Annotated in this window: 25 protein-coding genes and 1 pseudogene; 10 read left to right on the top strand and 16 right to left on the bottom strand. The window is 59.3% G+C overall.

The features are described from left to right. Positions 1-22 precede the first annotated feature (22 nt). Positions 23-289, bottom strand: coding sequence for a cold shock domain-containing protein CspD (gene cspD, locus D8U73_RS27790; protein WP_056854609.1), 267 nt, complete (start codon positions 287-289; stop codon positions 23-25). A 224-nt stretch (positions 290-513) separates the two neighbouring features. Here cspD and clpS point away from each other — a divergent pair, with 224 nt between their 5' ends. After that, positions 514-876, top strand: a complete 363-nt coding sequence (gene clpS / locus D8U73_RS27795) for an ATP-dependent Clp protease adapter ClpS (protein WP_015094394.1) — start codon at positions 514-516, stop codon at positions 874-876. A gap of 30 nt (positions 877-906) precedes the next feature. Further along, on the top strand, positions 907-3177 hold the full coding sequence (gene clpA, locus D8U73_RS27800; protein ID WP_056854608.1) for an ATP-dependent Clp protease ATP-binding subunit ClpA: 2271 nt from the start codon (positions 907-909) through the stop codon (positions 3175-3177). Positions 3178-3386: 209 nt separating this feature from the next. On the opposite strand, the gene infA is transcribed toward clpA, so the two are convergent. The 4 genes from infA to trxB all read right to left on the bottom strand — a co-directional run bounded on the left by infA (position 3387) and on the right by trxB (position 6185). Next, positions 3387-3605: a translation initiation factor IF-1 gene (gene infA, locus D8U73_RS27805; protein WP_002553999.1), complete on the bottom strand. Its 219-nt coding sequence runs from the start codon at positions 3603-3605 to the stop codon at positions 3387-3389. Between the two features lie 111 nt (positions 3606-3716). Continuing rightward, a complete protein-coding gene (locus tag D8U73_RS27810) occupies positions 3717-4424 on the bottom strand; it encodes an arginyltransferase (RefSeq protein ID WP_130906289.1) in 708 nt (235 codons plus the stop codon). A gap of 57 nt (positions 4425-4481) precedes the next feature. Then, positions 4482-5162, bottom strand: coding sequence for a leucyl/phenylalanyl-tRNA--protein transferase (gene aat, locus D8U73_RS27815; RefSeq protein ID WP_130906290.1), 681 nt, complete (start codon positions 5160-5162; stop codon positions 4482-4484). A 63-nt stretch (positions 5163-5225) separates the two neighbouring features. Next, positions 5226-6185, bottom strand: a complete 960-nt coding sequence (gene trxB / locus D8U73_RS27820) for a thioredoxin-disulfide reductase (protein ID WP_130906291.1) — start codon at positions 6183-6185, stop codon at positions 5226-5228. Positions 6186-6493: 308 nt separating this feature from the next. Between trxB and D8U73_RS27825 the strand changes: the two genes are divergently transcribed. From D8U73_RS27825 to cysG, 6 genes are all read left to right on the top strand, one after another. After that, positions 6494-8902: a DNA translocase FtsK gene (locus D8U73_RS27825; protein WP_056854604.1), complete on the top strand. Its 2409-nt coding sequence runs from the start codon at positions 6494-6496 to the stop codon at positions 8900-8902. Positions 8903-8970: 68 nt separating this feature from the next. Continuing rightward, positions 8971-9594 carry an outer membrane lipoprotein chaperone LolA gene (gene lolA, locus D8U73_RS27830; protein ID WP_056854603.1) on the top strand — a complete coding sequence of 208 codons (624 nt, stop codon included), beginning with the start codon at positions 8971-8973 and terminating at the stop codon, positions 9592-9594. A 174-nt stretch (positions 9595-9768) separates the two neighbouring features. Then, complete coding sequence (locus D8U73_RS27835; protein ID WP_056854602.1) at positions 9769-11091, top strand: replication-associated recombination protein A; 1323 nt, start codon at positions 9769-9771, stop codon at positions 11089-11091. Continuing rightward, complete coding sequence (crcB, locus tag D8U73_RS27840; RefSeq protein WP_130906292.1) at positions 11091-11465, top strand: fluoride efflux transporter CrcB; 375 nt, start codon at positions 11091-11093, stop codon at positions 11463-11465. Before D8U73_RS27835 ends, crcB begins: the two co-directional genes overlap by 1 nt. Before the next feature lie 15 nt (positions 11466-11480). Further along, entirely contained in the window at positions 11481-12761 is a 1281-nt protein-coding gene (serS, locus tag D8U73_RS27845) for a serine--tRNA ligase (RefSeq protein WP_056854600.1), read from the top strand. Next, positions 12762-14156 (top strand): siroheme synthase CysG, encoded by a 1395-nt coding sequence (gene cysG, locus D8U73_RS27850; RefSeq protein WP_130906293.1) that lies wholly within the window; start codon positions 12762-12764, stop codon positions 14154-14156. Between the two features lie 233 nt (positions 14157-14389). Here cysG and D8U73_RS27855 read toward each other — a convergent pair whose 3' ends face one another. The 9 genes from D8U73_RS27855 to D8U73_RS27895 form a co-directional block, all read right to left on the bottom strand. After that, the gene (locus D8U73_RS27855; protein WP_130906294.1) at positions 14390-15391 is read right to left on the bottom strand and encodes a glutathione S-transferase family protein; all 1002 of its coding nucleotides are present in this window, start codon (positions 15389-15391) and stop codon (positions 14390-14392) included. A gap of 90 nt (positions 15392-15481) precedes the next feature. Continuing rightward, positions 15482-16483, bottom strand: a complete 1002-nt coding sequence (locus D8U73_RS27860) for a glycosyl transferase family protein (protein WP_130906295.1) — start codon at positions 16481-16483, stop codon at positions 15482-15484. Further along, complete coding sequence (locus tag D8U73_RS27865) at positions 16480-16815, bottom strand: TusE/DsrC/DsvC family sulfur relay protein (protein ID WP_056854596.1); 336 nt, start codon at positions 16813-16815, stop codon at positions 16480-16482. Before D8U73_RS27865 ends, D8U73_RS27860 begins: the two co-directional genes overlap by 4 nt. Beyond that, positions 16812-17105 (bottom strand): sulfurtransferase complex subunit TusB, encoded by a 294-nt coding sequence (gene tusB / locus D8U73_RS27870; protein ID WP_056854595.1) that lies wholly within the window; start codon positions 17103-17105, stop codon positions 16812-16814. The genes D8U73_RS27865 and tusB overlap by 4 nt, the downstream gene beginning before the upstream one ends. After that, on the bottom strand, positions 17105-17467 hold the full coding sequence (tusC, locus tag D8U73_RS27875; RefSeq protein ID WP_130906296.1) for a sulfurtransferase complex subunit TusC: 363 nt from the start codon (positions 17465-17467) through the stop codon (positions 17105-17107). Before tusC ends, tusB begins: the two co-directional genes overlap by 1 nt. A 1-nt stretch (position 17468) precedes the next feature. Continuing rightward, positions 17469-17861, bottom strand: coding sequence for a sulfurtransferase complex subunit TusD (gene tusD / locus D8U73_RS27880; RefSeq protein WP_056854888.1), 393 nt, complete (start codon positions 17859-17861; stop codon positions 17469-17471). Between the two features lie 198 nt (positions 17862-18059). Next, the gene (locus tag D8U73_RS27885; RefSeq protein WP_056854593.1) at positions 18060-18764 is read right to left on the bottom strand and encodes a YoaK family protein; all 705 of its coding nucleotides are present in this window, start codon (positions 18762-18764) and stop codon (positions 18060-18062) included. A gap of 25 nt (positions 18765-18789) precedes the next feature. Continuing rightward, on the bottom strand, positions 18790-19119 hold the full coding sequence (locus D8U73_RS27890; RefSeq protein WP_130906297.1) for a DUF6388 family protein: 330 nt from the start codon (positions 19117-19119) through the stop codon (positions 18790-18792). Positions 19120-19139: 20 nt separating this feature from the next. After that, positions 19140-19388, bottom strand: a complete 249-nt coding sequence (locus tag D8U73_RS27895; RefSeq protein WP_056854591.1) for a hypothetical protein — start codon at positions 19386-19388, stop codon at positions 19140-19142. A gap of 146 nt (positions 19389-19534) precedes the next feature. Between D8U73_RS27895 and D8U73_RS27905 the strand changes: the two genes are divergently transcribed. Next, complete coding sequence (locus tag D8U73_RS27905) at positions 19535-19885, top strand: hypothetical protein (protein ID WP_056854590.1); 351 nt, start codon at positions 19535-19537, stop codon at positions 19883-19885. A gap of 92 nt (positions 19886-19977) precedes the next feature. Here D8U73_RS27905 and D8U73_RS27910 read toward each other — a convergent pair whose 3' ends face one another. Further along, a complete protein-coding gene (locus D8U73_RS27910) occupies positions 19978-20409 on the bottom strand; it encodes a GNAT family N-acetyltransferase (protein WP_130906298.1) in 432 nt (143 codons plus the stop codon). A 145-nt stretch (positions 20410-20554) separates the two neighbouring features. On the opposite strand from D8U73_RS27910, the gene D8U73_RS27915 reads away from it, so the two are divergent. Then, positions 20555-20992 carry a hemerythrin domain-containing protein gene (locus tag D8U73_RS27915; RefSeq protein ID WP_130906299.1) on the top strand — a complete coding sequence of 146 codons (438 nt, stop codon included), beginning with the start codon at positions 20555-20557 and terminating at the stop codon, positions 20990-20992. Positions 20993-21111: 119 nt separating this feature from the next. Here D8U73_RS27915 and D8U73_RS27920 read toward each other — a convergent pair. Continuing rightward, positions 21112-21623: pseudogene (locus D8U73_RS27920) on the bottom strand (methylated-DNA--[protein]-cysteine S-methyltransferase). Between the last annotated feature and the right edge of the window lie 29 nt (positions 21624-21652).

Below are 21652 nucleotides of genomic sequence, written 5' to 3' on the forward strand. Positions count from 1 at the left end.
TATGACTGGATGTTGTGCGGGCTCAGGCCGTTACAGCTGATGATGTGGTGGATGTCACCGGTTTCGATGCATCCACAGGATTCATGATGTTGACCGCATGCAGGCCCTTGGGTCCCTGGATGATCTCGAACACCACAGATTGCCCGGCTTTGAGGGTCTTGTAACCGTCCATCTGGATGGCCGAGTAATGGGCAAACAGATCTTCCGTCTTGCCATCCTCATTGATGAAGCCGTAACCCTTGGCGTTGTTGAACCATTTGACCTTGCCGCTGACCTTGACACCTGACATACCCAACTCCCTCTGCAACAGACTCCATCACTGGAGTATCATCCAGTTCATCCGCAGTCACTTCTTCGAAAAAAGTTGACTCCGCGGACCTTTTTTACCCACTGTGGGCTCTATTGTTTGTAACACCCTTTTGCCGATAGTCAAGCTGACCCGGCAGTCGGAGTTGAAAACGCTGATAGCCGCCCCCACCACTGTATTCGAACAACTGACGAACCTTTCTTTCCATGCATGCAATCAGCCAGATTCGACTAACATTCAATCAGGATCGCCCTGATTTACACGACGACGATTCCGCAGGCATTGCTGTTCAGGAGGCCAAGCCTGCTTTACAGGCGCCGCCGATGTACAAGGTGGTTTTGTTCAACGATGACTACACACCGATGGATTTCGTCGTCGAAGTGCTCGAGGTGTTTTTTAACCTGAATCGCGAGCTGGCGACCAAGGTCATGCTGGCCGTTCATACAGAAGGACGGGCAGTATGTGGAGTGTTTACCCGCGACATCGCCGAGACGAAGGCCATGCAGGTCAACCAGTACGCCAGGGAAAGCCAGCATCCGCTACTCTGTGAAATCGAGAAGGACGGTTAATCGCCGACCACTTGGGTATGAGGTGAAGCTATGTTAAACCGCGAGCTCGAAGTCACCCTCAATCTTGCCTTCAAGGAGGCTCGTTCGAAGCGTCATGAGTTCATGACCGTCGAACATCTTCTGCTGGCCCTATTGGACAATGAGGCTGCCGCCACCGTTTTGCGTGCGTGCGGCGCAAACCTCGACAAACTCAAGCATGACCTGCAGGAGTTCATCGACTCCACCACGCCATTGATCCCCGTGCATGACGAAGATCGTGAAACCCAGCCAACCCTGGGCTTCCAGCGTGTACTGCAACGTGCTGTGTTTCACGTACAGAGCTCGGGCAAGCGTGAAGTGACTGGCGCCAACGTGCTGGTCGCGATCTTCAGTGAGCAAGAAAGTCAGGCGGTGTTCCTGCTGAAACAGCAGAGCGTTGCCCGCATTGATGTCGTCAACTACATCGCCCACGGCATTTCCAAGGTGCCCGGGCACGGCGATCACTCTGAAGGTGAGCAAGATATGCAGGACGACGAGGGCGGTGAGTCTTCTTCTTCAGGCAATCCTCTGGATGCTTATGCCAGCAACCTCAATGAACTCGCGCGCCAGGGTCGAATCGATCCGTTGGTAGGCCGTGAGCTGGAAGTCGAACGCGTCGCGCAGATCCTGGCGCGTCGTCGCAAAAACAATCCGCTGCTGGTGGGCGAGGCCGGCGTGGGTAAAACCGCGATCGCCGAAGGCCTGGCCAAGCGTATTGTCGACAACCAGGTTCCGGACCTGCTGGCCAACAGCGTGGTTTACTCCCTTGATCTCGGCGCGCTGCTGGCCGGGACCAAATACCGTGGCGATTTCGAGAAGCGCTTCAAGGCGTTGCTCAATGAACTGAAAAAACGTCCGCAGGCGATCCTGTTCATCGACGAAATCCACACCATCATCGGTGCGGGTGCCGCGTCCGGTGGCGTGATGGATGCTTCGAACCTGCTCAAGCCGTTGCTGTCGTCCGGTGATATCCGGTGCATCGGTTCGACCACCTTCCAGGAATTCCGTGGGATTTTCGAGAAGGACCGAGCATTGGCACGGCGCTTCCAAAAGGTGGACGTGTCGGAGCCTTCGGTGGAAGACACCATTGGTATTCTGCGTGGCCTGAAAGGGCGTTTCGAGACTCATCACAATATCGAATACAGTGATGAAGCCTTGCGTGCCGCTGCCGAACTGGCTTCGCGTTATATCAACGACCGTCATATGCCGGACAAGGCGATCGACGTGATCGACGAGGCGGGAGCCTTCCAGCGCCTGCAACCGATCGAGAAGCGGGTGAAGCGCATCGAAGTGCCTCAGGTCGAGGACATCGTTGCGAAAATCGCGCGGATTCCGCCAAAGCACGTCACCAGTTCCGACAAGGAGCTGCTGCGTAACCTTGAGCGTGACCTGAAGCTGACGGTGTTTGGCCAGGATGCGGCGATCGACTCGCTGGCAACCGCGATCAAGCTCTCCCGTGCCGGCCTCAAGTCGCCTGACAAGCCAGTCGGTTCGTTCCTGTTCGCCGGGCCGACCGGTGTCGGTAAAACCGAAGCGGCGCGCCAACTGGCCAAGGCGTTGGGTGTCGAGCTGATTCGTTTCGACATGTCCGAGTACATGGAGCGGCACACCGTATCGCGTCTGATCGGTGCACCTCCTGGTTATGTGGGGTTCGATCAGGGCGGCCTGCTGACCGAAGCGATTACCAAGCAGCCACACTGCGTGCTGTTGCTTGATGAAATCGAAAAGGCGCATCCGGAAGTCTTCAACTTGCTGTTGCAGGTGATGGATCACGGTACGCTGACCGATAACAACGGGCGCAAAGCGGACTTCCGTAACGTGATCGTCATCATGACGACCAACGCCGGTGCCGAAACTGCCGCACGTGCTTCGATCGGTTTCACTCATCAGGACCACTCTTCCGATGCGATGGAAGTGATCAAGAAGAGCTTTACGCCAGAGTTCCGCAACCGTCTGGACACCATTATCCAGTTTGGTCGCCTCAGTCATGAGGTCATCAAGAGTGTGGTGGACAAGTTCCTTACCGAACTCCAGGCGCAGTTGGAAGACAAGCGTGTATTGCTGGAAGTCACCGATGCGGCCCGCAGCTGGCTGGCGGCCGGTGGTTACGACTCGGCAATGGGTGCTCGACCAATGGCTCGCCTGATCCAGGACAAGATCAAGCGTCCGCTGGCGGAGGAGATTCTCTTTGGCGAACTGGCCGAACATGGCGGTGTGGTGCACATCGACATCAAGGACGGCGAACTGACCTTCGAGTTCGAGACCACGGCTGAAATGGCCTGACGTTAACCGCAACAAAGCAGAAAGGCGCCAATTGGCGCCTTTCTGCTATTGATCGTTCCCATGCTCCGCGTGGGCATGCAGCCCGGGACGCTCCGCATCCCTTCAAAAGCCGAACGCAGAGCGTCCGTTGAGGCATTCCCACGCAGAGCGTGGGAACGATCCGCAAACAAAAACGCCCGGCATAAGCCGGGCGTTTTGTATTGACTTGATTAGCGAGCGCGGTAAGTGATGCGCCCTTTGCTCAAGTCATAGGGCGTCAGCTCGACGCGCACTTTGTCACCGGTAAGAATACGGATGTAGTTCTTGCGCATCTTGCCGGAGATATGCGCGGTTACGACGTGCCCATTTTCCAACTCCACGCGAAACATGGTGTTGGGCAGGGTGTCGACGACAGTGCCTTCCATTTCGAAGCTGTCTTCTTTCGACATGCAGTAAAGCCCTCGGTGTCCAGTGAATGGCCCGGTGCAACTGCGCCAGGCAAAAGCGGCGTGCATTGTGCCCGAAAAGTGGGGGTCAAGCCAAGGGGTTTAGGGTGTGCTCTAGTTCAGAACGACCCAGCGCTGGTTAACCAGCAGCTCTATTGGGCGGTATTGGGTCTTGTAGCTCATTTTTTTGCAGTTTTTGATCCAGTAGCCCAGGTAGACCGCATCCAGCCCCAGGCGCCGGGCCTCGGCGATTTGCCAGAGGATCGCATAACGCCCCAGGCTGCGTCGTTCTTCGGCAGGCTCATAGAAGGTGTAAACCGCCGACAGGCCGTTTGGCAGCAGGTCGGTCACCGCGATCGCCAGCAACCGTCCGTCGAGACGAAATTCATAGAAACGCGAAAACGGCAGGTCACGCACCAGGAACGTAGAAAATTGATCGCGGCTGGGCGGATACATGTCGCCATCGGCATGTCGCTCTTCAATGTACCGTTGATAGAGATCGAAATACTCTTCACTGAACCCGGGTCTGGCCGGGCGCACCTGCAGATCGGCGTTGCGTTTGAAAATGCGTTTCTGCTGACGATTGGGCGCGAATTGCCCTACGGGAATGCGCGCAGGCACGCACGCATTGCAGTTCTGGCAATGGGGCCGGTAGAGGTGATCGCCACTGCGACGGAAACCCATTTCCGACAGGTCTGCATAGACATGCACATCCATGGGCTGGCTAGGGTCAAGGAACAGGGTCGTGGCCTGCTCCTCAGGCAGATAGCTGCAAGAGTGGGGCTGAGTGGCATAGAACTTCAGGCGCGCCAACTCGGTCATGATCAACCCTCGGGATAATGCTTTCGATTAAGTGTAAGCCACGCGCGCAAAAGTCGCTCAGCAAACCCAGGTTGCGCGGCTGGGTCGATCCAGATATTGCGCCAGATAACCGGCAAATGCGCTGCGGGGAATTGCCCGCGCGCCAAGGCTGTGCAGATGATCGGTCGGCATCTGGCAGTCGATCAAGACAAAGCCGGAGTCTTTCAGATGTCGCACCAATGTGGCAAAACCAAATTTGGAGGCGTTGTCGGCGCGGCTGAACATCGATTCGCCGAAAAACATCTGGCCCATCGCCAAACCGTACAATCCGCCAACCAGTTCTTGCTGGTCCCAGACTTCCACCGAGTGGGCGAACCCGCGACGGTGCAGTTTAATGTAGGCGTCCTGCATGGCATCGGTAATCCAGGTGCCATCGGCGTATTCCCTGGGGGCGGCGCACGCCCGGATAACGGCGGCGAAATCCCGATCGAAGGTCACCTGATAGCGTTGTTGGCGCAGCAATTTGCCAAGGCTGCGGGATACGTGCAGTTCGTCGGGAAATAAAACTGTGCGTGGGTCGGGTGACCACCAGAGGATCGGTTGGCCTTCCGAGAACCATGGGAAACAGCCGTGACGATATGCCTGGATCAGCCGGTCGGCAGACAGGTCGCCACCGGCCGCCAGCAACCCGTTGGGGTCACGCATGGCCTTTTCCAGTGGCGGGAAAGTCAGGGTGTTGCGTTGTAACCAAGTCAGCATGGCGTTCGGGCTTGCAGAAGGGGAGGGCGGTGGCGGGCTCTCGGCCCGCCGTGAAGTGTGCCGTTAAACGACGGGAATGTCGTCGAGGTATTTTTCCGCGTCCAGTGCAGCCATGCAGCCAGCCCCTGCGGAAGTCACGGCCTGGCGATAGACGTGGTCGGCCACGTCACCAGCGGCAAACACGCCCGCAATGGCGGTCGCCGTGGCATCGCCATCACTGCCACCCTTGACCAGCAGGTAACCGTCGCGCATTTCCAGTTGGCCGACGAACAGGTCGGTATTGGGTTTGTGGCCGATGGCGATGAACACCCCGGCCACTGCCAGTTCCTTGAGTTCACCCGTATGGCTATCGCGCAGGCGGGCGCCGGTCACGCCAGTGGCGTCACCCAGTACCTCATCGAGGTTCTGGTTCCAGTGCAGGCGAATATTGCCGTTGGCGGCTTTCTCGAAGAGTTTGTCCTGGAGGATTTTCTCAGAACGCAACTTGTCCCGCCGGTGTATCAGATGAACTTCCTTGGCAATGTTCGACAAGTACAGTGCTTCTTCAACGGCGGTATTGCCGCCACCAATGACCGCGACCACTTGATTGCGATAGAAGAACCCGTCGCAGGTCGCGCAGGCGGAAACGCCTTTGCCGGCAAACGTTTCTTCCGACGCCAACCCCAGGTATTGCGCGGACGCACCGGTGGCAATAATCAGCGCGTCACACGTGTAAGTGCCGCTGTCGCCAATCAGTTCGAACGGGCGCTGTTGCAACTTGGCAGTATGGATGTGGTCGTAAACGATCTCTGTGGCAAAGCGCTCGGCGTGTTTTTGCATGCGTTCCATCAACACCGGGCCGGTGAGGCCTTCGACATCGCCTGGCCAGTTATCGACTTCCACGGTGGTAGTGAGCTGGCCACCGGCCTGTATGCCGGTAATGACAACGGGTTTGAGGTTGGCGCGGGCGGCATACACGGCTGCGCTGTAACCGGCGGGGCCGGAACCCAGGATGATCAGGCGGTGATGCTTCGCTTCGCTCATAAAAACACCTCATAAGCCTTTGTCACAAAAGACAATGCATGCTCAAATTGAGTCGCACGTGATGTGCTGTTGACTATGCTACACCCTAGGATCACAAGCATGGCATCAAGCGTACAAACCCGTACAATGCCTGGCTGTAACAGCGTTTGTAACAAAATAAGCAGGACGTTTCGTGTTTATAAAAACCGGAACGCAGTGTTAAAAGTAGTCTGAGTTATGGCTGTCAACTTTTTTACCTGCCTGGATTGGGCAGTTTTTAATAGTCAATCAACAGATGGACGCGCCTTGGGCGCAGGAATAGTAGCGTTTTGAAGAAATCCACCGAAGCACCCAAAACAGTCGTGCCGCTCTGGCGTCAGCAATTGCACTACCGCCTCAAGGAAGGTGCATTGATCGCCATTGGCGCGTTGTGCCTGTTTCTGATGATGGCCTTGCTGACCTACGGCAAGGACGATCCGGGCTGGAGCCATAACAGCAAGATCGACGATGTGCAGAATTTCGGTGGTCCGGCGGGCTCCTACAGCGCCGATATCCTGTTCATGGTGCTCGGTTACTTCGCCTACATCTTCCCCCTGTTGCTGGCGATCAAGGCCTACCAGATCTTCCGCCAACGTCACGAGCCGTGGCAGTGGAGCGGCTGGCTGTTCTCCTGGCGCCTGATCGGGCTGGTATTTCTGGTGTTGTCCGGTGCTGCGCTTGCCCATATCCATTTTCACGCGGCGACCGGTCTGCCGGCCGGTGCTGGCGGTGCGCTGGGCGAAAGCCTGGGTGATCTGGCGAAAAACGCCTTGAACATTCAGGGCAGCACGCTGCTGTTCATTGCCCTGTTCCTGTTCGGCCTGACCGTTTTCACCGATTTGTCGTGGTTCAAGGTGATGGACGTCACCGGCAAGATCACGCTCGACCTCTTCGAGCTGTTCCAGGGCGCAGCCAACCGCTGGTGGGCGGCCCGTACCGAGCGCAAGCAACTGGTGGCGCAATTGCGTGAAGTCGACGACCGCGTGCACGACGTGGTCGCGCCAACCGTCACCGATAAACGCGAACAGGCCAAGGTCAAGGAGCGCTTGATCGAGCGTGAGCAAGCCCTGAGCAAGCACATGTCCGAGCGTGAGAAACAGGTGCCGCCGGTGATTGCGCCGGCGCCGGTCAAGCCACCAGCCCCGAGCAAGCGCGTCGAGAAAGAGAAACAGGCGCCGCTGTTCGTCGACAGTGCGGTGGAAGGCACCTTGCCGCCGATTTCGATTCTTGATCCTGCGGAAAAGAAACAACTCAATTATTCGCCGGAATCCCTGGCCGCGGTCGGCCATTTGCTGGAAATCAAGCTCAAGGAATTCGGCGTCGAAGTCACTGTGGATTCGATCCACCCTGGGCCGGTGATCACCCGTTACGAAATTCAACCGGCGGCCGGGGTCAAGGTCAGCCGCATCGCCAACCTCGCCAAGGACCTGGCACGTTCCCTGGCCGTGACCAGCGTGCGGGTGGTGGAAGTGATTCCGGGCAAGACCACGGTCGGTATCGAGATTCCCAACGAAGACCGGCAGATCGTGCGCTTCTCCGAAGTGCTGTCGACCCCCGAGTACGACAACTTCAAATCGCCGGTCACACTGGCACTGGGTCATGACATCGGCGGCAAGCCGGTCATCACTGACCTGGCGAAGATGCCGCACCTGCTGGTGGCCGGTACCACCGGTTCCGGTAAGTCGGTGGGTGTGAACGCGATGATCCTGTCGATTCTGTTCAAGTCCGGCCCGGAAGACGCCAAACTGATCATGATCGACCCGAAAATGCTCGAACTGTCGATCTACGAGGGCATTCCGCATCTGCTGTGCCCGGTGGTCACCGACATGAAGGACGCCGCGAACGCCCTGCGCTGGAGCGTTGCCGAGATGGAGCGACGCTACAAACTGATGGCGAAAATGGGCGTGCGCAACCTGTCTGGTTTCAATGCCAAGGTCAAGGAAGCCCAGGACGCTGGCGAGCCGTTGAGCGATCCGCTGTACAAGCGCGAAAGCATCCATGATGAAGCGCCGCTGCTGCAAAAGCTGCCGACCATTGTGGTGGTGGTCGACGAATTCGCCGACATGATGATGATCGTCGGCAAGAAGGTGGAAGAACTGATCGCGCGTATCGCCCAGAAGGCGCGTGCTGCCGGCATCCACCTGATCCTCGCGACCCAGCGTCCGTCGGTTGACGTGATCACCGGCCTGATCAAGGCCAACATTCCGACCCGTATGGCGTTCCAGGTGTCGAGCAAGATCGATTCCCGGACCATCATCGACCAGGGCGGCGCCGAACAATTGCTGGGGCACGGTGACATGCTCTACATGCCGCCGGGTACCAGTCTGCCGATCCGTGTCCACGGGGCCTTTGTGTCCGACGATGAGGTTCATCGCGTGGTCGAGGCCTGGAAGCTGCGTGGCGCGCCGGAGTACAACGACGACATCCTCAACGGTGTCGAAGAGGCCGGCAGTGGCTTTGAGGGCAGCAGCGGTGGTGGCGACGGTGATGATCCCGAGGCCGATGCGTTATATGACGAAGCGGTGCAGTTCGTTCTGGAAAGCCGCCGTGCCTCCATTTCCGCGGTTCAGCGTAAACTGAAAATCGGCTACAACCGCGCAGCGCGCATGATCGAAGCCATGGAAATGGCCGGTGTCGTGACGTCCATGAATACCAACGGTTCGCGTGAAGTGCTGGCCCCTGGCCCGGTACGCGACTGATCCGAGATTGAAAAGGGGCGGCGTCCCGAGGCGCCGCCCGCACTCCCACGAATGTTATGAGGACTCCCATGCGTCTGATCCGCATGCTGTTGCTACCGGTACTGGCCTTGACCACGCTGCAGGCTCACGCCGATGACAAGGACGTGGCGCGCCTGACTCAATTGCTGGAAAAATCCCAGACCCTGACCGCACGTTTCTCCCAGCTGACCCTCGATGGCAGCGGCACCCAGTTGCAGGAAACCGCAGGTCAAATGTCCCTGCAACGCCCGGGCCTGTTCTACTGGCACACCGACGCGCCGCAAGAACAGTTGATGGTTTCCGATGGCAAGAAGGTCACCCTTTGGGACCCGGACCTGGAGCAGGTCACCATCAAGAACCTCGATCAGCGACTGACTCAAACCCCGGCGTTGCTGTTGTCCGGTGACGTGTCGAAGATCAGCCAGAGCTTTGACATCAGCGCCAAGGAAGCCGGCGGGGTGATTGACTTCACCCTGAAGCCGAAAACCAAGGACACGCTGTTCGACAACCTGCGTTTGTCGTTCCGCAACGGCTTGGTCAATGACATGCAACTGATCGACAGCGTCGGCCAGCGCACCAATATCCTGTTTACCGGTGTGAAGGCCAACGAGCCGATCCCGGCTTCGAAATTCAAGTTCGACATCCCTAAAGGGGCGGACGTGATCCAGGAGTAAGACGCATAACTTGTGGGAGCGGGCTTGTGTGTCGAGGGAGCTTGCTCCCGCTGGACTGCGCAGCAGTCCCATTTTGGGGGTGTTTCGCGCCCCAGCGGGAGCAAGCTCCCTCGCCACAGGATTTCGCCAGACTTGAGAACTACGTAATAAAAAGCGAGGTTTTAACAGTACGTGATGGACCTGTTTCGCAGTGCCCCGATCGCTCAGCCCTTGGCCGCCCGTTTACGTGCGACCAACCTGGATGAGTACGTCGGTCAGGAACACGTGCTCGCTCGCGGCAAGCCTTTGCGCGAAGCCCTGGAGCAGGGTGCCCTGCACTCGATGATTTTCTGGGGGCCGCCAGGGGTCGGTAAAACCACGCTGGCGCGGTTGCTGGCGGAAGTCTCGGAGGCGCACTTCGAAACGGTGTCGGCCGTGCTGGCCGGGGTCAAGGAAATCCGTCAGGCGGTGGAAATCGCCAAGCAGCAGGCCGCGCAGTACGGCCGCCGCACGATTCTGTTCGTTGACGAAGTGCACCGTTTCAACAAGTCCCAGCAGGATGCGTTCCTGCCGTACGTCGAAGACGGCACGTTGATTTTCATCGGTGCAACCACCGAAAACCCTTCGTTCGAACTCAATAACGCATTGCTTTCGCGCGCGCGCGTCTATGTGCTGAAAAGCCTCGACGAAACCGCGCTGCGCAAATTGGTGCACCGCGCACTGACCGAAGAACGCGGCCTGGGCAAGCGCAACCTGACCCTCAGTGATGAAGGCTTCCAGATGTTGTTGTCGGCCGCTGACGGCGATGGCCGGCGTCTGCTCAATCTGCTGGAAAACGCCTCCGACCTGGCAGAAGACAATAGCGAAATCGGCACCGATCTGCTGCAAAGCCTGCTCGGCGACACACGTCGGCGCTTCGACAAGGGCGGTGAAGCGTTCTACGACCAGATCTCCGCGCTGCATAAGTCGGTGCGCGGCTCCAATCCCGACGGCGCCTTGTATTGGTTCGCGCGCATGATCGACGGCGGTTGCGATCCGTTGTACCTGGCCCGGCGCGTGGTGCGCATGGCCAGCGAAGACATCGGCAATGCCGACCCGCGCGCGTTGAGCCTGTGCCTGGCGGCGTGGGAAGTGCAGGAGCGGCTTGGCAGTCCCGAAGGTGAATTGGCGGTGGCCCAGGCCATCACTTATCTGGCCTGCGCGCCTAAGAGCAACGCGGTGTACATGGGTTTCAAGAGCGCATTGCGCGCGGCTGCCGAACACGGCTCGCTGGAAGTGCCGCTGCACCTGCGCAACGCGCCGACCAAACTGATGAAGCAATTGGGCTACGGCGACGAGTACCGTTATGCCCACGACGAACCCGATGCCTACGCCGCCGGGGAAGACTATTTCCCGGAAGAACTCGACCCTATTCCGTTCTATCAGCCGGTGCCCCGGGGCCTTGAGCTGAAAATCGGCGAAAAGCTCAGTCATCTGGCGAAACTCGACCGTTTAAGCCCCAGGCAGCGGAGAAAATAGTGGTCCCATTGATAATCGCGGTTTCCGTCGGCGGGATCGCCGGCACGCTGTTGCGCTTCGCTACGGGTAACTGGATCAACGCTAATTGGCCGCGGCACTTCTATACCGCGACGCTGGCCGTTAATATCGTGGGCTGTTTGCTGATCGGCGTTCTATACGGTCTGTTTTTGATTCGCCCGGAGGTGCCCATCGAGGTGCGTGCCGGGTTGATCGTCGGCTTCCTCGGAGGGCTGACGACTTTTTCATCCTTTTCACTGGATACGGTGCGCTTGCTGGAAAGCGGGCAAGTGCCGCTGGCCCTGGGCTATGCGGCCATCAGCGTATTCGGCGGGCTGCTCGCCACCTGGGCCGGCCTGTCCTTGACCAAACTTTGATAACGAGAGACCGACATGCTCGATTCCAAACTGTTACGTAGCAACCTTCAGGACGTAGCGGACCGCCTGGCTTCCCGTGGCTATGCCCTGGATGTCGCGCGCATCGAAGCGCTGGAAGAACAGCGCAAGACCGTCCAGACCCGCACCGAAGCACTGCAGGCCGAACGTAACGCGCGCTCCAAATCCATCGGTCAGGCCAAGCAGCGCGGCGAAGACATCGCGCCGCTGATGGCGGACGTCGAGCGCATGGCGGGTGAATTGAGCGCCGGCAAAGTCGAACTGGACTCGATCCAGACCGAATTGGACTCGATCCTGCTGGGTATCCCCAACCTGCCGCACGAATCGGTGCCGGTCGGTGAAGATGAAGACGGCAACGTCGAAGTACGCCGTTGGGGCACCCCGACTGCCTTCGATTTCCCGGTTCAGGACCATGTAGCACTGGGCGAGAAGTTCGGCTGGCTGGACTTCGAAACCGCCGCCAAGCTGTCCGGCGCTCGTTTCGCCCTGCTGCGTGGCCCGATTGCCCGTCTGCATCGCGCCCTGGCGCAGTTCATGATCAACCTGCACGTCACCGAGCACGGTTACGAAGAGGCTTACACGCCTTATCTGGTCCAGGCTCCGGCGCTGCAAGGCACCGGCCAGTTGCCGAAATTCGAAGAGGACCTGTTCAAGATCGCTCGCGAAGGCGAAGCCGACCTGTACTTGATCCCTACCGCTGAAGTGTCGCTGACCAACATCGTTGCCGGTGAGATCGTCGACGCCAAGCAACTGCCGATCAAATTCGTCGCCCACACACCTTGCTTCCGCAGTGAAGCCGGTGCGTCGGGCCGTGACACTCGCGGCATGATCCGCCAGCACCAGTTCGACAAGGTTGAAATGGTGCAGATCGTCGAGCCGTCGAAGTCGATGGAAGCGCTGGAAGGCCTGACCGCCAACGCTGAAAAAGTCCTGCAACTGCTCGAACTGCCTTACCGCACCCTGGCGCTGTGTACCGGCGACATGGGCTTCAGCGCGGTCAAGACTTACGACCTGGAAGTGTGGATCCCGAGCCAGGACAAGTACCGTGAAATTTCCTCGTGCTCCAACTGCGGCGATTTCCAGGCCCGTCGCATGCAAGCCCGTTTCCGTAATCCGGAAACCGGCAAGCCTGAACTGGTGCACACCTTGAACGGTTCCGGCCTGGCTGTGGGTCGTACGTTGGTTGCGGTTCTTGAGAACTACCAGCAGGCCGACGGTTCGATCCGCGTGCCTGAAGTGCTCAAGCCTTACATGGGTGGCCTTGAGGTAATCGGCTGAATGAACTATCTGCCGCTGTTTCACAACCTTCGCGGCAGTCGTGTGTTGGTCGTCGGCGGGGGGGAAATTGCCTTGCGCAAATCCCGCCTGCTGGCCGATGCCGGTGCGCTGCTGCGGGTGGTTGCACCTGAAATCGAACAGCAATTGCGCGAACTGGTTGCCGCCAGTGGCGGCGAGTGCCTGGTGCGTGGCTATGTCGAAGCGGATCTGGACGGTTGCGGGCTGATCATTGCCGCCACTGACGACCAAGCGCTGAACGCACAGGTCTCCGCCGATGCGCATCGGCGTTGCGTGCCGGTCAACGTGGTGGATGCGCCAGCGCTGTGCAGCGTGATCTTCCCGGCGATTGTCGATCGTTCGCCATTGATCATCGCCGTGTCCAGCGGCGGCGATGCGCCGGTGCTGGCGCGGTTGATCCGGGCGAAGATCGAAACCTGGATTCCTTCCACCTACGGTCAGCTCGCGGGGCTCGCGGCGCGTTTTCGCCATCAGGTTAAAAAGCTGTTTCCGGATGTGCAGCAGCGTCGCGCGTTCTGGGAGGAGGTTTTCCAGGGACCGATTGCCGATCGTCAACTGGCCGGGCAGGGCGGTGAGGCCGAGCGTCTGCTGCAAGCCAAGATCGATGGCGAAGCGCCAGTGGCCACCGGTGAGGTGTATCTGGTGGGGGCCGGGCCAGGTGATCCCGACCTGCTGACGTTCCGCGCCTTGCGCTTGATGCAGCAAGCCGATGTAGTGCTATACGACCGCCTGGTGGCGCCGGCGATTCTCGAACTGTGCCGTCGCGATGCCGAGCGGGTGTACGTCGGCAAGCGTCGCGCCGATCACGCCGTACCGCAGGACCAGATCAACCAGCAATTGGTGGATTTGGCCAGGCAGGGCAAGCGCGTGGTGCGACTGAAGGGCGGTGATCCGTTCATCTTCGGTCGTGGCGGTGAAGAGATCGAAGAGCTGGCCGCCCAAGGCATCCCGTTCCAGGTCGTGCCGGGAATCACGGCGGCCAGTGGTTGCGCAGCTTATGCCGGGATCCCGCTAACCCACCGCGATTATGCGCAATCGGTACGGTTTGTTACCGGTCACTTGAAGGACGGCTCTACCGATTTGCCGTGGGCCGACCTCGTCGCGCCCGCGCAAACCCTGGTGTTCTACATGGGCTTGGTGGGCTTGCCGATCATTTGCGAAGAGTTGATCAAGCATGGTCGCAGCAAAGATACCCCGGCAGCGCTGATTCAACAGGGCACCACGGTCAATCAGCGGGTGTTTACCGGCACACTGGCCGACTTGCCACGGTTGGTGGCGGAGCATGAAGTCCATGCACCGACCTTGGTGATCGTTGGTGAAGTGGTGCAACTTCGGGAGAAACTGGCGTGGTTCGAAGGGGCTCAGGGGCAACTCTGAGACCCGGGTGTCCCGATCGCTGGCAAGCCAGCTCCCACAGGTTTTGTGTTGAAACGACAAGCTTCAACATCACATAGATCACTGTGGGAGCTGGCTTGCCAGCGATGGGGCCTTGGATCGTTCCCACGCTCTGCGTGGGAATGCATCCAGTGACGCTCTGCGTCACCTCCAGAAGCGGAACGCGGAGCGTCCCCGGCGGCGGTCCCACGCGGAGCGTGGGATCGATCTGAATCTCAGGCCCTGCGCCAAACCCCTTTGCCAATCAACCGCTCGCGATCATGCGGTGCTGTGAAATCCTGCGCCGGGCCTTTGGGCACGATCCCGGTCGGGTTGATGGTCTTGTGGCTGCCGTAGTAGTGGTTCTTGATGTGGGTGAAATCCACCGTCTCGGCGATTCCTGGCCACTGATAAATCTCCCGCAACCAGTTCGACAGGTTCGGATAATCGGCAATGCGCTGCAGGTTGCACTTGAAGTGGCCGTAATACACCGCATCAAAACGAATCAGCGTGGTGAACAGGCGGATATCAGCCTCGGTCAGGTACTCACCGGCCAGATAGCGGTTGGCGCCCAGCAACTGTTCCAGTCGGTCCAGTTCGGCAAACAACTCGTCGAACGCCTGTTCATAGGCCTGCTGAGAAGTGGCGAACCCTGCACGGTACACGCCGTTGTTCACCGCCGGATAAATCCGTTCGTTAAGCGCGTCGATCTCACTGCGCAACGGTGCCGGGTAAAAATCCAGGTCATTGCCGGTCAGCTCGTCGAAGGCGCCATTGAACATGCGGATGATTTCCGATGATTCATTGTTGACGATGTGCTGACGCTGTTTGTCCCAGAGCACCGGCACTGTGACGCGACCGCTGTAATCGACGGCATCGGCGGTGTAGCGCTGGTGCAGGAAGGTCAGGCCGTCGAGCTTGTCACCGGTCGAACCCAGTGCCTTGTCGAACGTCCAGCCGTTTTCCAGCATCAGCCAACTGACCACCGACACATCGATCAGGTTTTCGAGGCCTTTGAGTTTGCGCAGGATCAACGTGCGATGAGCCCACGGACAGGCGAGGGAAACGTACAGGTGATAGCGCCCTGGCTCGGCGGCAAAGCCACCGACGCCGCTCGGGCCGGGCTGGCCGTCGGCAGTCACCCAGTTGCGACGTTGCGCCTGCTCACGTTGGAACGCGCCGTCCTTGCTGCTTTCATACCACTTGTCTTGCCAGCGACCTTCAACTAACAAACCCATGTCCAGGACTCCTCAACCGATAAGCGTTGGAGAGGAGTCTATGCCGATGAGTTCGAACAAAAAGCGCAAAGTTCGGGCGTCAATGATCGATTAAATCGATTTATCCCGGGCGTTCCAGTATTTCTCAGCCGTTTCGAATGCTTGTTCACGACTCTGGCCGAGGCCGCGCAAGGCCAAAGCCATGGTCGCGATCAGGGCCATTTGCGGGTAGCTGTCGACCACATCGCCGCGCCATACGGCCTTGAGGTGTGCAGGGTCGAGACTGGAAGGTTTGACGTGACGCTGGCTCGACAGCTGCGGCCATTCCTCATCCCAGCTTGCGCCGCCGGTGGTGCCGTACAAGTGGCTGTCGGCGTCCGGGTTGATCTCGATCTCGCCGCCGTCTCCCTTGACCACGATGGCGGTGTCGCCGAGCAGACCGCTGGCATCACGATGCACGGCTTGATAACCGGGGTGGAAGATACTTTGCAAGCCGCAGCGGGCCCCCAGCGGATTGAGAATCCGCGCCAGCGAATGGATCGGCGAACGCAGCCCGAGGGTGTTGCGCAGGTCGATCATCCGTTGCAGTTGCGGTGCCCAGTCCACCAGCGGCATGAACGCCAGGCCACCGTTGTCCAGAGCCGTGCCGACCTGCTGCCAGTTGCGGCACAACGGAATCTGCAGCTCATCCAGCAATTGCTCGCTGTACAGCCGGCCCGCGGTGTGCGCGCCGCCACCGTGCATGAAAATCCGCACGCCGTTCTGCGAAAGGCATTTGGCGGCCAACAGATACCATGGCAAATGGCGCTTTTTGCCGGCGTAGGTCGGCCAGTCCAGATCCACCGCCAATGCCGGCGCTTGCAGGCGCTCGCGCAAAGCCTCGGTGAACCCGGCCATTTCCTCGGCGCTTTCTTCTTTATGCCGCAACAGCATCAGGAACGCGCCGAGTTGGGTTTCCTCGACCTTCTCATCAAGCACCATGCCCATGGCTTCGCGGGCTTCCGTGCGCGTCAGGTCGCGGGCGCCGCGTTTGCCTTTGCCGAGAATCCGCACGAACTGGGCGAATGGGTGCTCGGCAGGTGTTTCAAGGGTCAGCGCTGGATAGTCGGTCATAAGCAATTCGTCGGTTTGGGCAGGCCCGCCAGTTTCGCGGCGAGTTTGGCGGGGGTGCCTTTGAACAATCGGTTCAGGTGCAGGCTGTTGCCTTTTTCCGGACCGAGCTTCAATGCGGTGTATTTGATCAGTGGGCGGGTGGCGGGCGACAGCTGGAATTCGGCGTAGAAACTGCGCAGCAGTTCGAGGATTTCCCAGTGTTCGGCGCTCAGCTCGATGTCTTCCGCAGCCGCCAGGGCACAGGCGACTTCAGCCGACCAGTCGCTCAGTTCGAGCAGAAAACCGTCTTTGTCCAATTCGATGGCGCGTGCGCCGACCGTCAGTGCATTCATAGCCAACTGTTGACCTTGTCGTGGCGCAGCGACAGTTCGACGAAGGCCGGGTAATCGATGGCATTGGCCCAATCCGGAACGTCGATGGCGCGGGCCTGGGCATCTTCGGCCAGGACATAGAGTTGCAGGCCGCGGGCATGCAGCGTGGTGAACGGCGCGGTGCCCGGTTGCAAGGCATAAGCCGCGTCGCCGGACAGCAGCAGTGCGTCATTGCTGCCGATCAACCGCAGGCAACTGTTCAGGCGTTCGTCGCCGAAAGGGGAATGAGACAACACATGCAAAGTCGACATCAGAGAGTGATCACCTGGTCGTATCGGTCAATAAGGGCGGTGATTTCGTTGGCAGCCAGCACCCGGGCTTCTTTCAGCGATAGAGCGCTCGGGTCCAGCCCGCGCTGCGCCGTGCTGTCGGCGCAGACAAACAGTTCTTCAACGCCGAACATCGGCAAGGCCTGCAGGTTGGCGCTCAAGTCTTTCTGTTGCAAAGCCTTGGCGTCTTGTCTGGTCGCGAGCTGGAACACGCCGTCATCGAGAAACAGCAAGCCGATCGGCAGATCGAAAGCGCCGCCGGCCAGCACGATGTCCAGCGCTTCCCGGGCACCGGGGCCGGACCACGGTGCCTGACGGCTGATGATCAACAAGGATTTGGCCATGTCAGGCGCCTCCGAAACAGATCAGGCGGTCGGCGTCTTGCACCGCATCATGCAATTGGCCGAGGCCGGACAATTCCCACGGTGCGCCGACGGCGACAGCTTCGCGTTGATAGCGTTTGGCTTCTTCCTCGTTCAACACACCCCGGCGCAGGGCGGCGGCGATGCACACCACGCCATCGAGTTTTTGCTCGCTGACAAAAGCTCGCCATTGCTTTGGCAAGTCCTGCTCATCCTGCGGCGTCACTACGCTGCCGGACGCGTTGTGGACGCCATCCTGGTAGAAAAACAGCCGGACAATCTCGTGCCCACCGGCCAGCGCCGCTTGGGCGAACAGCAAGGCGCGGCGCGAGGAGGGCGCATGGGCGGCGGAAAACACGGCGATGGCGAACTTCATGACGGACTCGATCAGCGAAACTGCGGCCATGATAAAGCTTTATCGGCGCAGGGGCTAAGTCGATGTCGCCTGTGCGGACCTTATCGCTGGCAAGCCAGCTCCCACAGGTTATGTAGTGACACTACAATCTCAATCATTTCACAAATCCCTGTGGGAGCTGGCTTGCCAGCGATGAGACCAGAGCGGGCGATACAAAATTCAGCGTGGCATGTAGCCCAACTGCCAACGCCGCGGAATCCTCAGCGACAACACCCCCAGCGCCGCCGCCAGCAAACCACTGGCAAACAGTGCCTTGAGCCCAAAGTGGTGTTCCAGCACCGCACCGAGTATTGCGCCGGCAAACATGCCGGTCCAGGGGATCAATTGCACCCGCCAGCCGTCGCGTCGTTCGCCAAGCAGCCAGCGTCCCAACCCACGCCCGAAACGCGACAGGGCACCGGTGACGTAGGTCAGGCCGACCGGCAAACCATTGACCTGTTCCACCGCGGCGTTGAGCATGCCCATCGCGATGATCGCCGCCAGCAAGGCCGGCATTTGCGTGTCGTATGGCCATGCCGCTGCAGCGCAGAGCAGGGCGGCAATGCACAACATCAAAGGCAGCGCCCGGCGACCACCCCAGCGACTGACGATAATCCCCAGCGCGTTACCGAGGATGAACGTGGCGACGAGGATCACCAGACGCAAGGTCAAACCCAGGTCACCGGCGCTGATCGCGACGGCCATGCGTGTGGTGTTGCCACTCATGAACGAAACAAAATCGCCGCTGGCCATGAAACCGATAGCGTCGGTCATGCCGGCCAATACCGAAAGCATGGCCACCAGGCTCAGGCCGATGCGCCCGCGCCATTTCTGTGTGTGCAGGTGGCCGGGGCTGGCGTGAGTTCTGGAGGCGGAAGGCAGCATGGGCGATGGCGTCCTTGAGCGGTGGTCAGGATTTTATCCCGTACAAGTCGCAATACTCCAGCCAGTCCATGCCGGCCATTTCCGCGACCTCCCGGTGCACCTCAAGGCGCTGGGCCTCGTATTCCTGCGGTGTGGCAGAGGTCAATTGCAGGGTCAGTTCCCAGGCAAACAAACCAAGGCGCTCGGCTTCGGCTTCGAAGGCTTCATGCAAACGCTCCTCGCGAAACTGCGCGAGGGTCTCGCCTTTGGCCTGGGCCAGCAACGGGTTGAGGTTGTCCAGTTCGATGCGCAGTTCGGGGCGGTCATCGAGAAACCTGTTCAATGCCTGTTCATGTTGCAGCTCGGATGCCGCCATGGTCACTCCTCGGGAACGGATTACGAAGACTGTTTCTTGCTGGCCTTGGCCGCTGCCGCCAGACATTCGAGGGCAAACTGCTCGGTGTAGGTCATCTGGATCGGCGTGGTTTCGCCTTTGACGGTCCTCTCACCGTCGAGGATGTAGCGAATCCGCTTGTCGGTGACGCCGATCCGCTTGGCGATCCAGGAGGGCGTCTGGCCTATCTGGCTGATCAGTTTGTCAGCGTATTCAGTGGTCGGTTTGTAAAACTCGGCGTTGGGGATCATGGGGCTTCCAGTCAAGGTGCGATGCAGCGTCATGGCGCGACAGGGTGCGCGAATCGTCGCGTGGTGTCGCGTTATAAATGCAGTAAAGCAGAACGATACCCTGTGCCACGGTGATACAGTCCGCTTTTTCCTGATGAGTGAATGCAATGCGAATTCTGATGGTGGCGCTGGCCGCTACCTTGCTGGCGGGATGCGCGGGCTCGGCAATGAACGATGCGCGCACCAAAGCCCCGTACAAAACCCTGAACTCGGACAAACCGGCGAAAGACGTCGCCCAGTGTGTGCAGTTTTCGTGGCAGGACGAAACGGTATTCGGTGTTGACGCTGCTGCGTACCTGGAACCGGCCGAGAAGGGCGGCACTACGGTCTACACCCGTTCCGCGGAGTCTTTTGTGGACGTGACCACCGATGCCTCGGGCACTGTGTTGAGCTACTACGCGCAACAGGACGACTTCGTCGCCAAACGCCGGTTGGCGGCATTGGCCACTTGTCTCTAATCGAATGGCGTGACACAAACCCCTGGTAGGAGCCGGCTTGCTGGCGATGGCGTCTATGAAATCCCCATCGCCAGCAAGCCGGCTCCTACAGGTTACAGGTCGTTTCTCAAGCGCTTCTGAAAGAAAAAGTGTTTGTGTCCCGGCGGGTAGTCGGCGATGTGTCCGACTTCGCTGTAGCCGCATTTCCTGTAGAACTCCGGTGCCTGGAATTCAAAGGTTTCAAGCCACAGGCCGACGCATTCCTTTTCCCGGGCCAGGTCTTCGGCCATCTCCATCAGCTTCGTGCCCATGCCCTGGCCACGGGCTTGTTCCGGCACCGCCAGCAGGTCGATGAACAACCATTGATAAAACAACCGGGCGTAAACACCGCCAACAATCTGATCGTTGTCATCGCGTACCAGCAACGCGATGTGTTCCGGCGGCGGGCTGGCTGATTTCGAAGCATTGTAGGCGCGCAGCGGCACGAGGATCGCCTCGCGCTCTTCGTTGCTGGGGTTGGTCTTGCGTTCGATACGCAGGGTCATGGCTATATCCTTATGGCTGTGAACACTCAGCCTATCGTGCTCGGCGGCAATGTTCCATCAGCGCAACGCGGGTGGAACCGTCGCCCGCGCGCGGATGTCACTGATTAAGACGCGTCTTCCCGAACGCGACCGATGAGGACAATCCGTGAATATTTTCGAAGCCTTGCGCGAAAGCCATGAACGCCAGCGTACCTATGCCAAGGCGCTGATCCAGACCAGTGGCGACACCCCCGAGCGGGTCGAGGCGTACAAACAGCTCAAGGCTGAACTCCAGGCCCATGAAACCGCTGAAGAGCGGCATTTCTACATCCCGCTGATGGAGTTCGATAACGGCGTCGACCTCAGCCGCCATGCGATTGCCGAACATCACGAAATGGACGAAATGATGGAGGAACTGGACGAGACCGAGATGTCCAGCCCGGCCTGGCTCGCGACCGCCAAGAAGCTGTCGGAAAAGGTTCATCACCATCTCAAGGAGGAAGAGCAGAAGTTCTTCCAGATGGCTGGTAAGTTGCTCGACGACAAGCAGAAAGAATCGCTGGCAGGACAATACGAGAAGGAATACCAGGCGCAGCTCTCCTGAGGTATTGCCCCCCCCCTGTAGGAGCGAGCCTGCTCGCGATGGATTCGCAAACACCGCGGGGATTCAGATTTCCCGCGTTATCGTTGAAGACCATCGCGAGCAGGCTCGCTCCTACAGGATTAGAAGCCAGGCAGGCGCGCTGTGGCGGGCCAATGTCCGCCCTCCAGCGTCAATAGCAGTTCTTTCGCTTCCAGCCCCCGGCAAAACCGGTCAATTTTCCCGACGCACCGATTACCCGATGGCACGGTGCAATGATCGATAGCGGGTTCTTGCCATTCGCCGCTCCAACCGCCCTGACCGCGGTCGGGTTGCCGATCTGTTCGGCAATCTGGCTGTAGCTGCGAGTCTCGCCAAACGGGATGGTCAGTAGCGCTGCCCAAACCTGCTTTTGAAATTCCGTTCCGGAAAAATCCAGCTCCAGATCGAAGCTTCGGCGTGTGCCGGCGAAATACTCGCGCAGTTGCGCGGCGGCACGTATCAGGATCGGAGAGTCCGGCGCTTCGCTCATCGGTCCCAGGCGCACTCGCCCCGGTCTGTCGTTTTCCCAGAGGATGGCCACCAGTCTCGAACCGTTCGCCACCAGCTTCAATTCGCCAACCGGGGAAGCCAGAGTGGTGCAGGTGAAAGTCATGGCGCTAGCCCCGTCTGATTGTTGAACAG

This window comes from Pseudomonas sp. Sample_22 (genome assembly GCF_004307635.1).
Taxonomy (GTDB): Bacteria; Pseudomonadota; Gammaproteobacteria; order Pseudomonadales; family Pseudomonadaceae; genus Aquipseudomonas.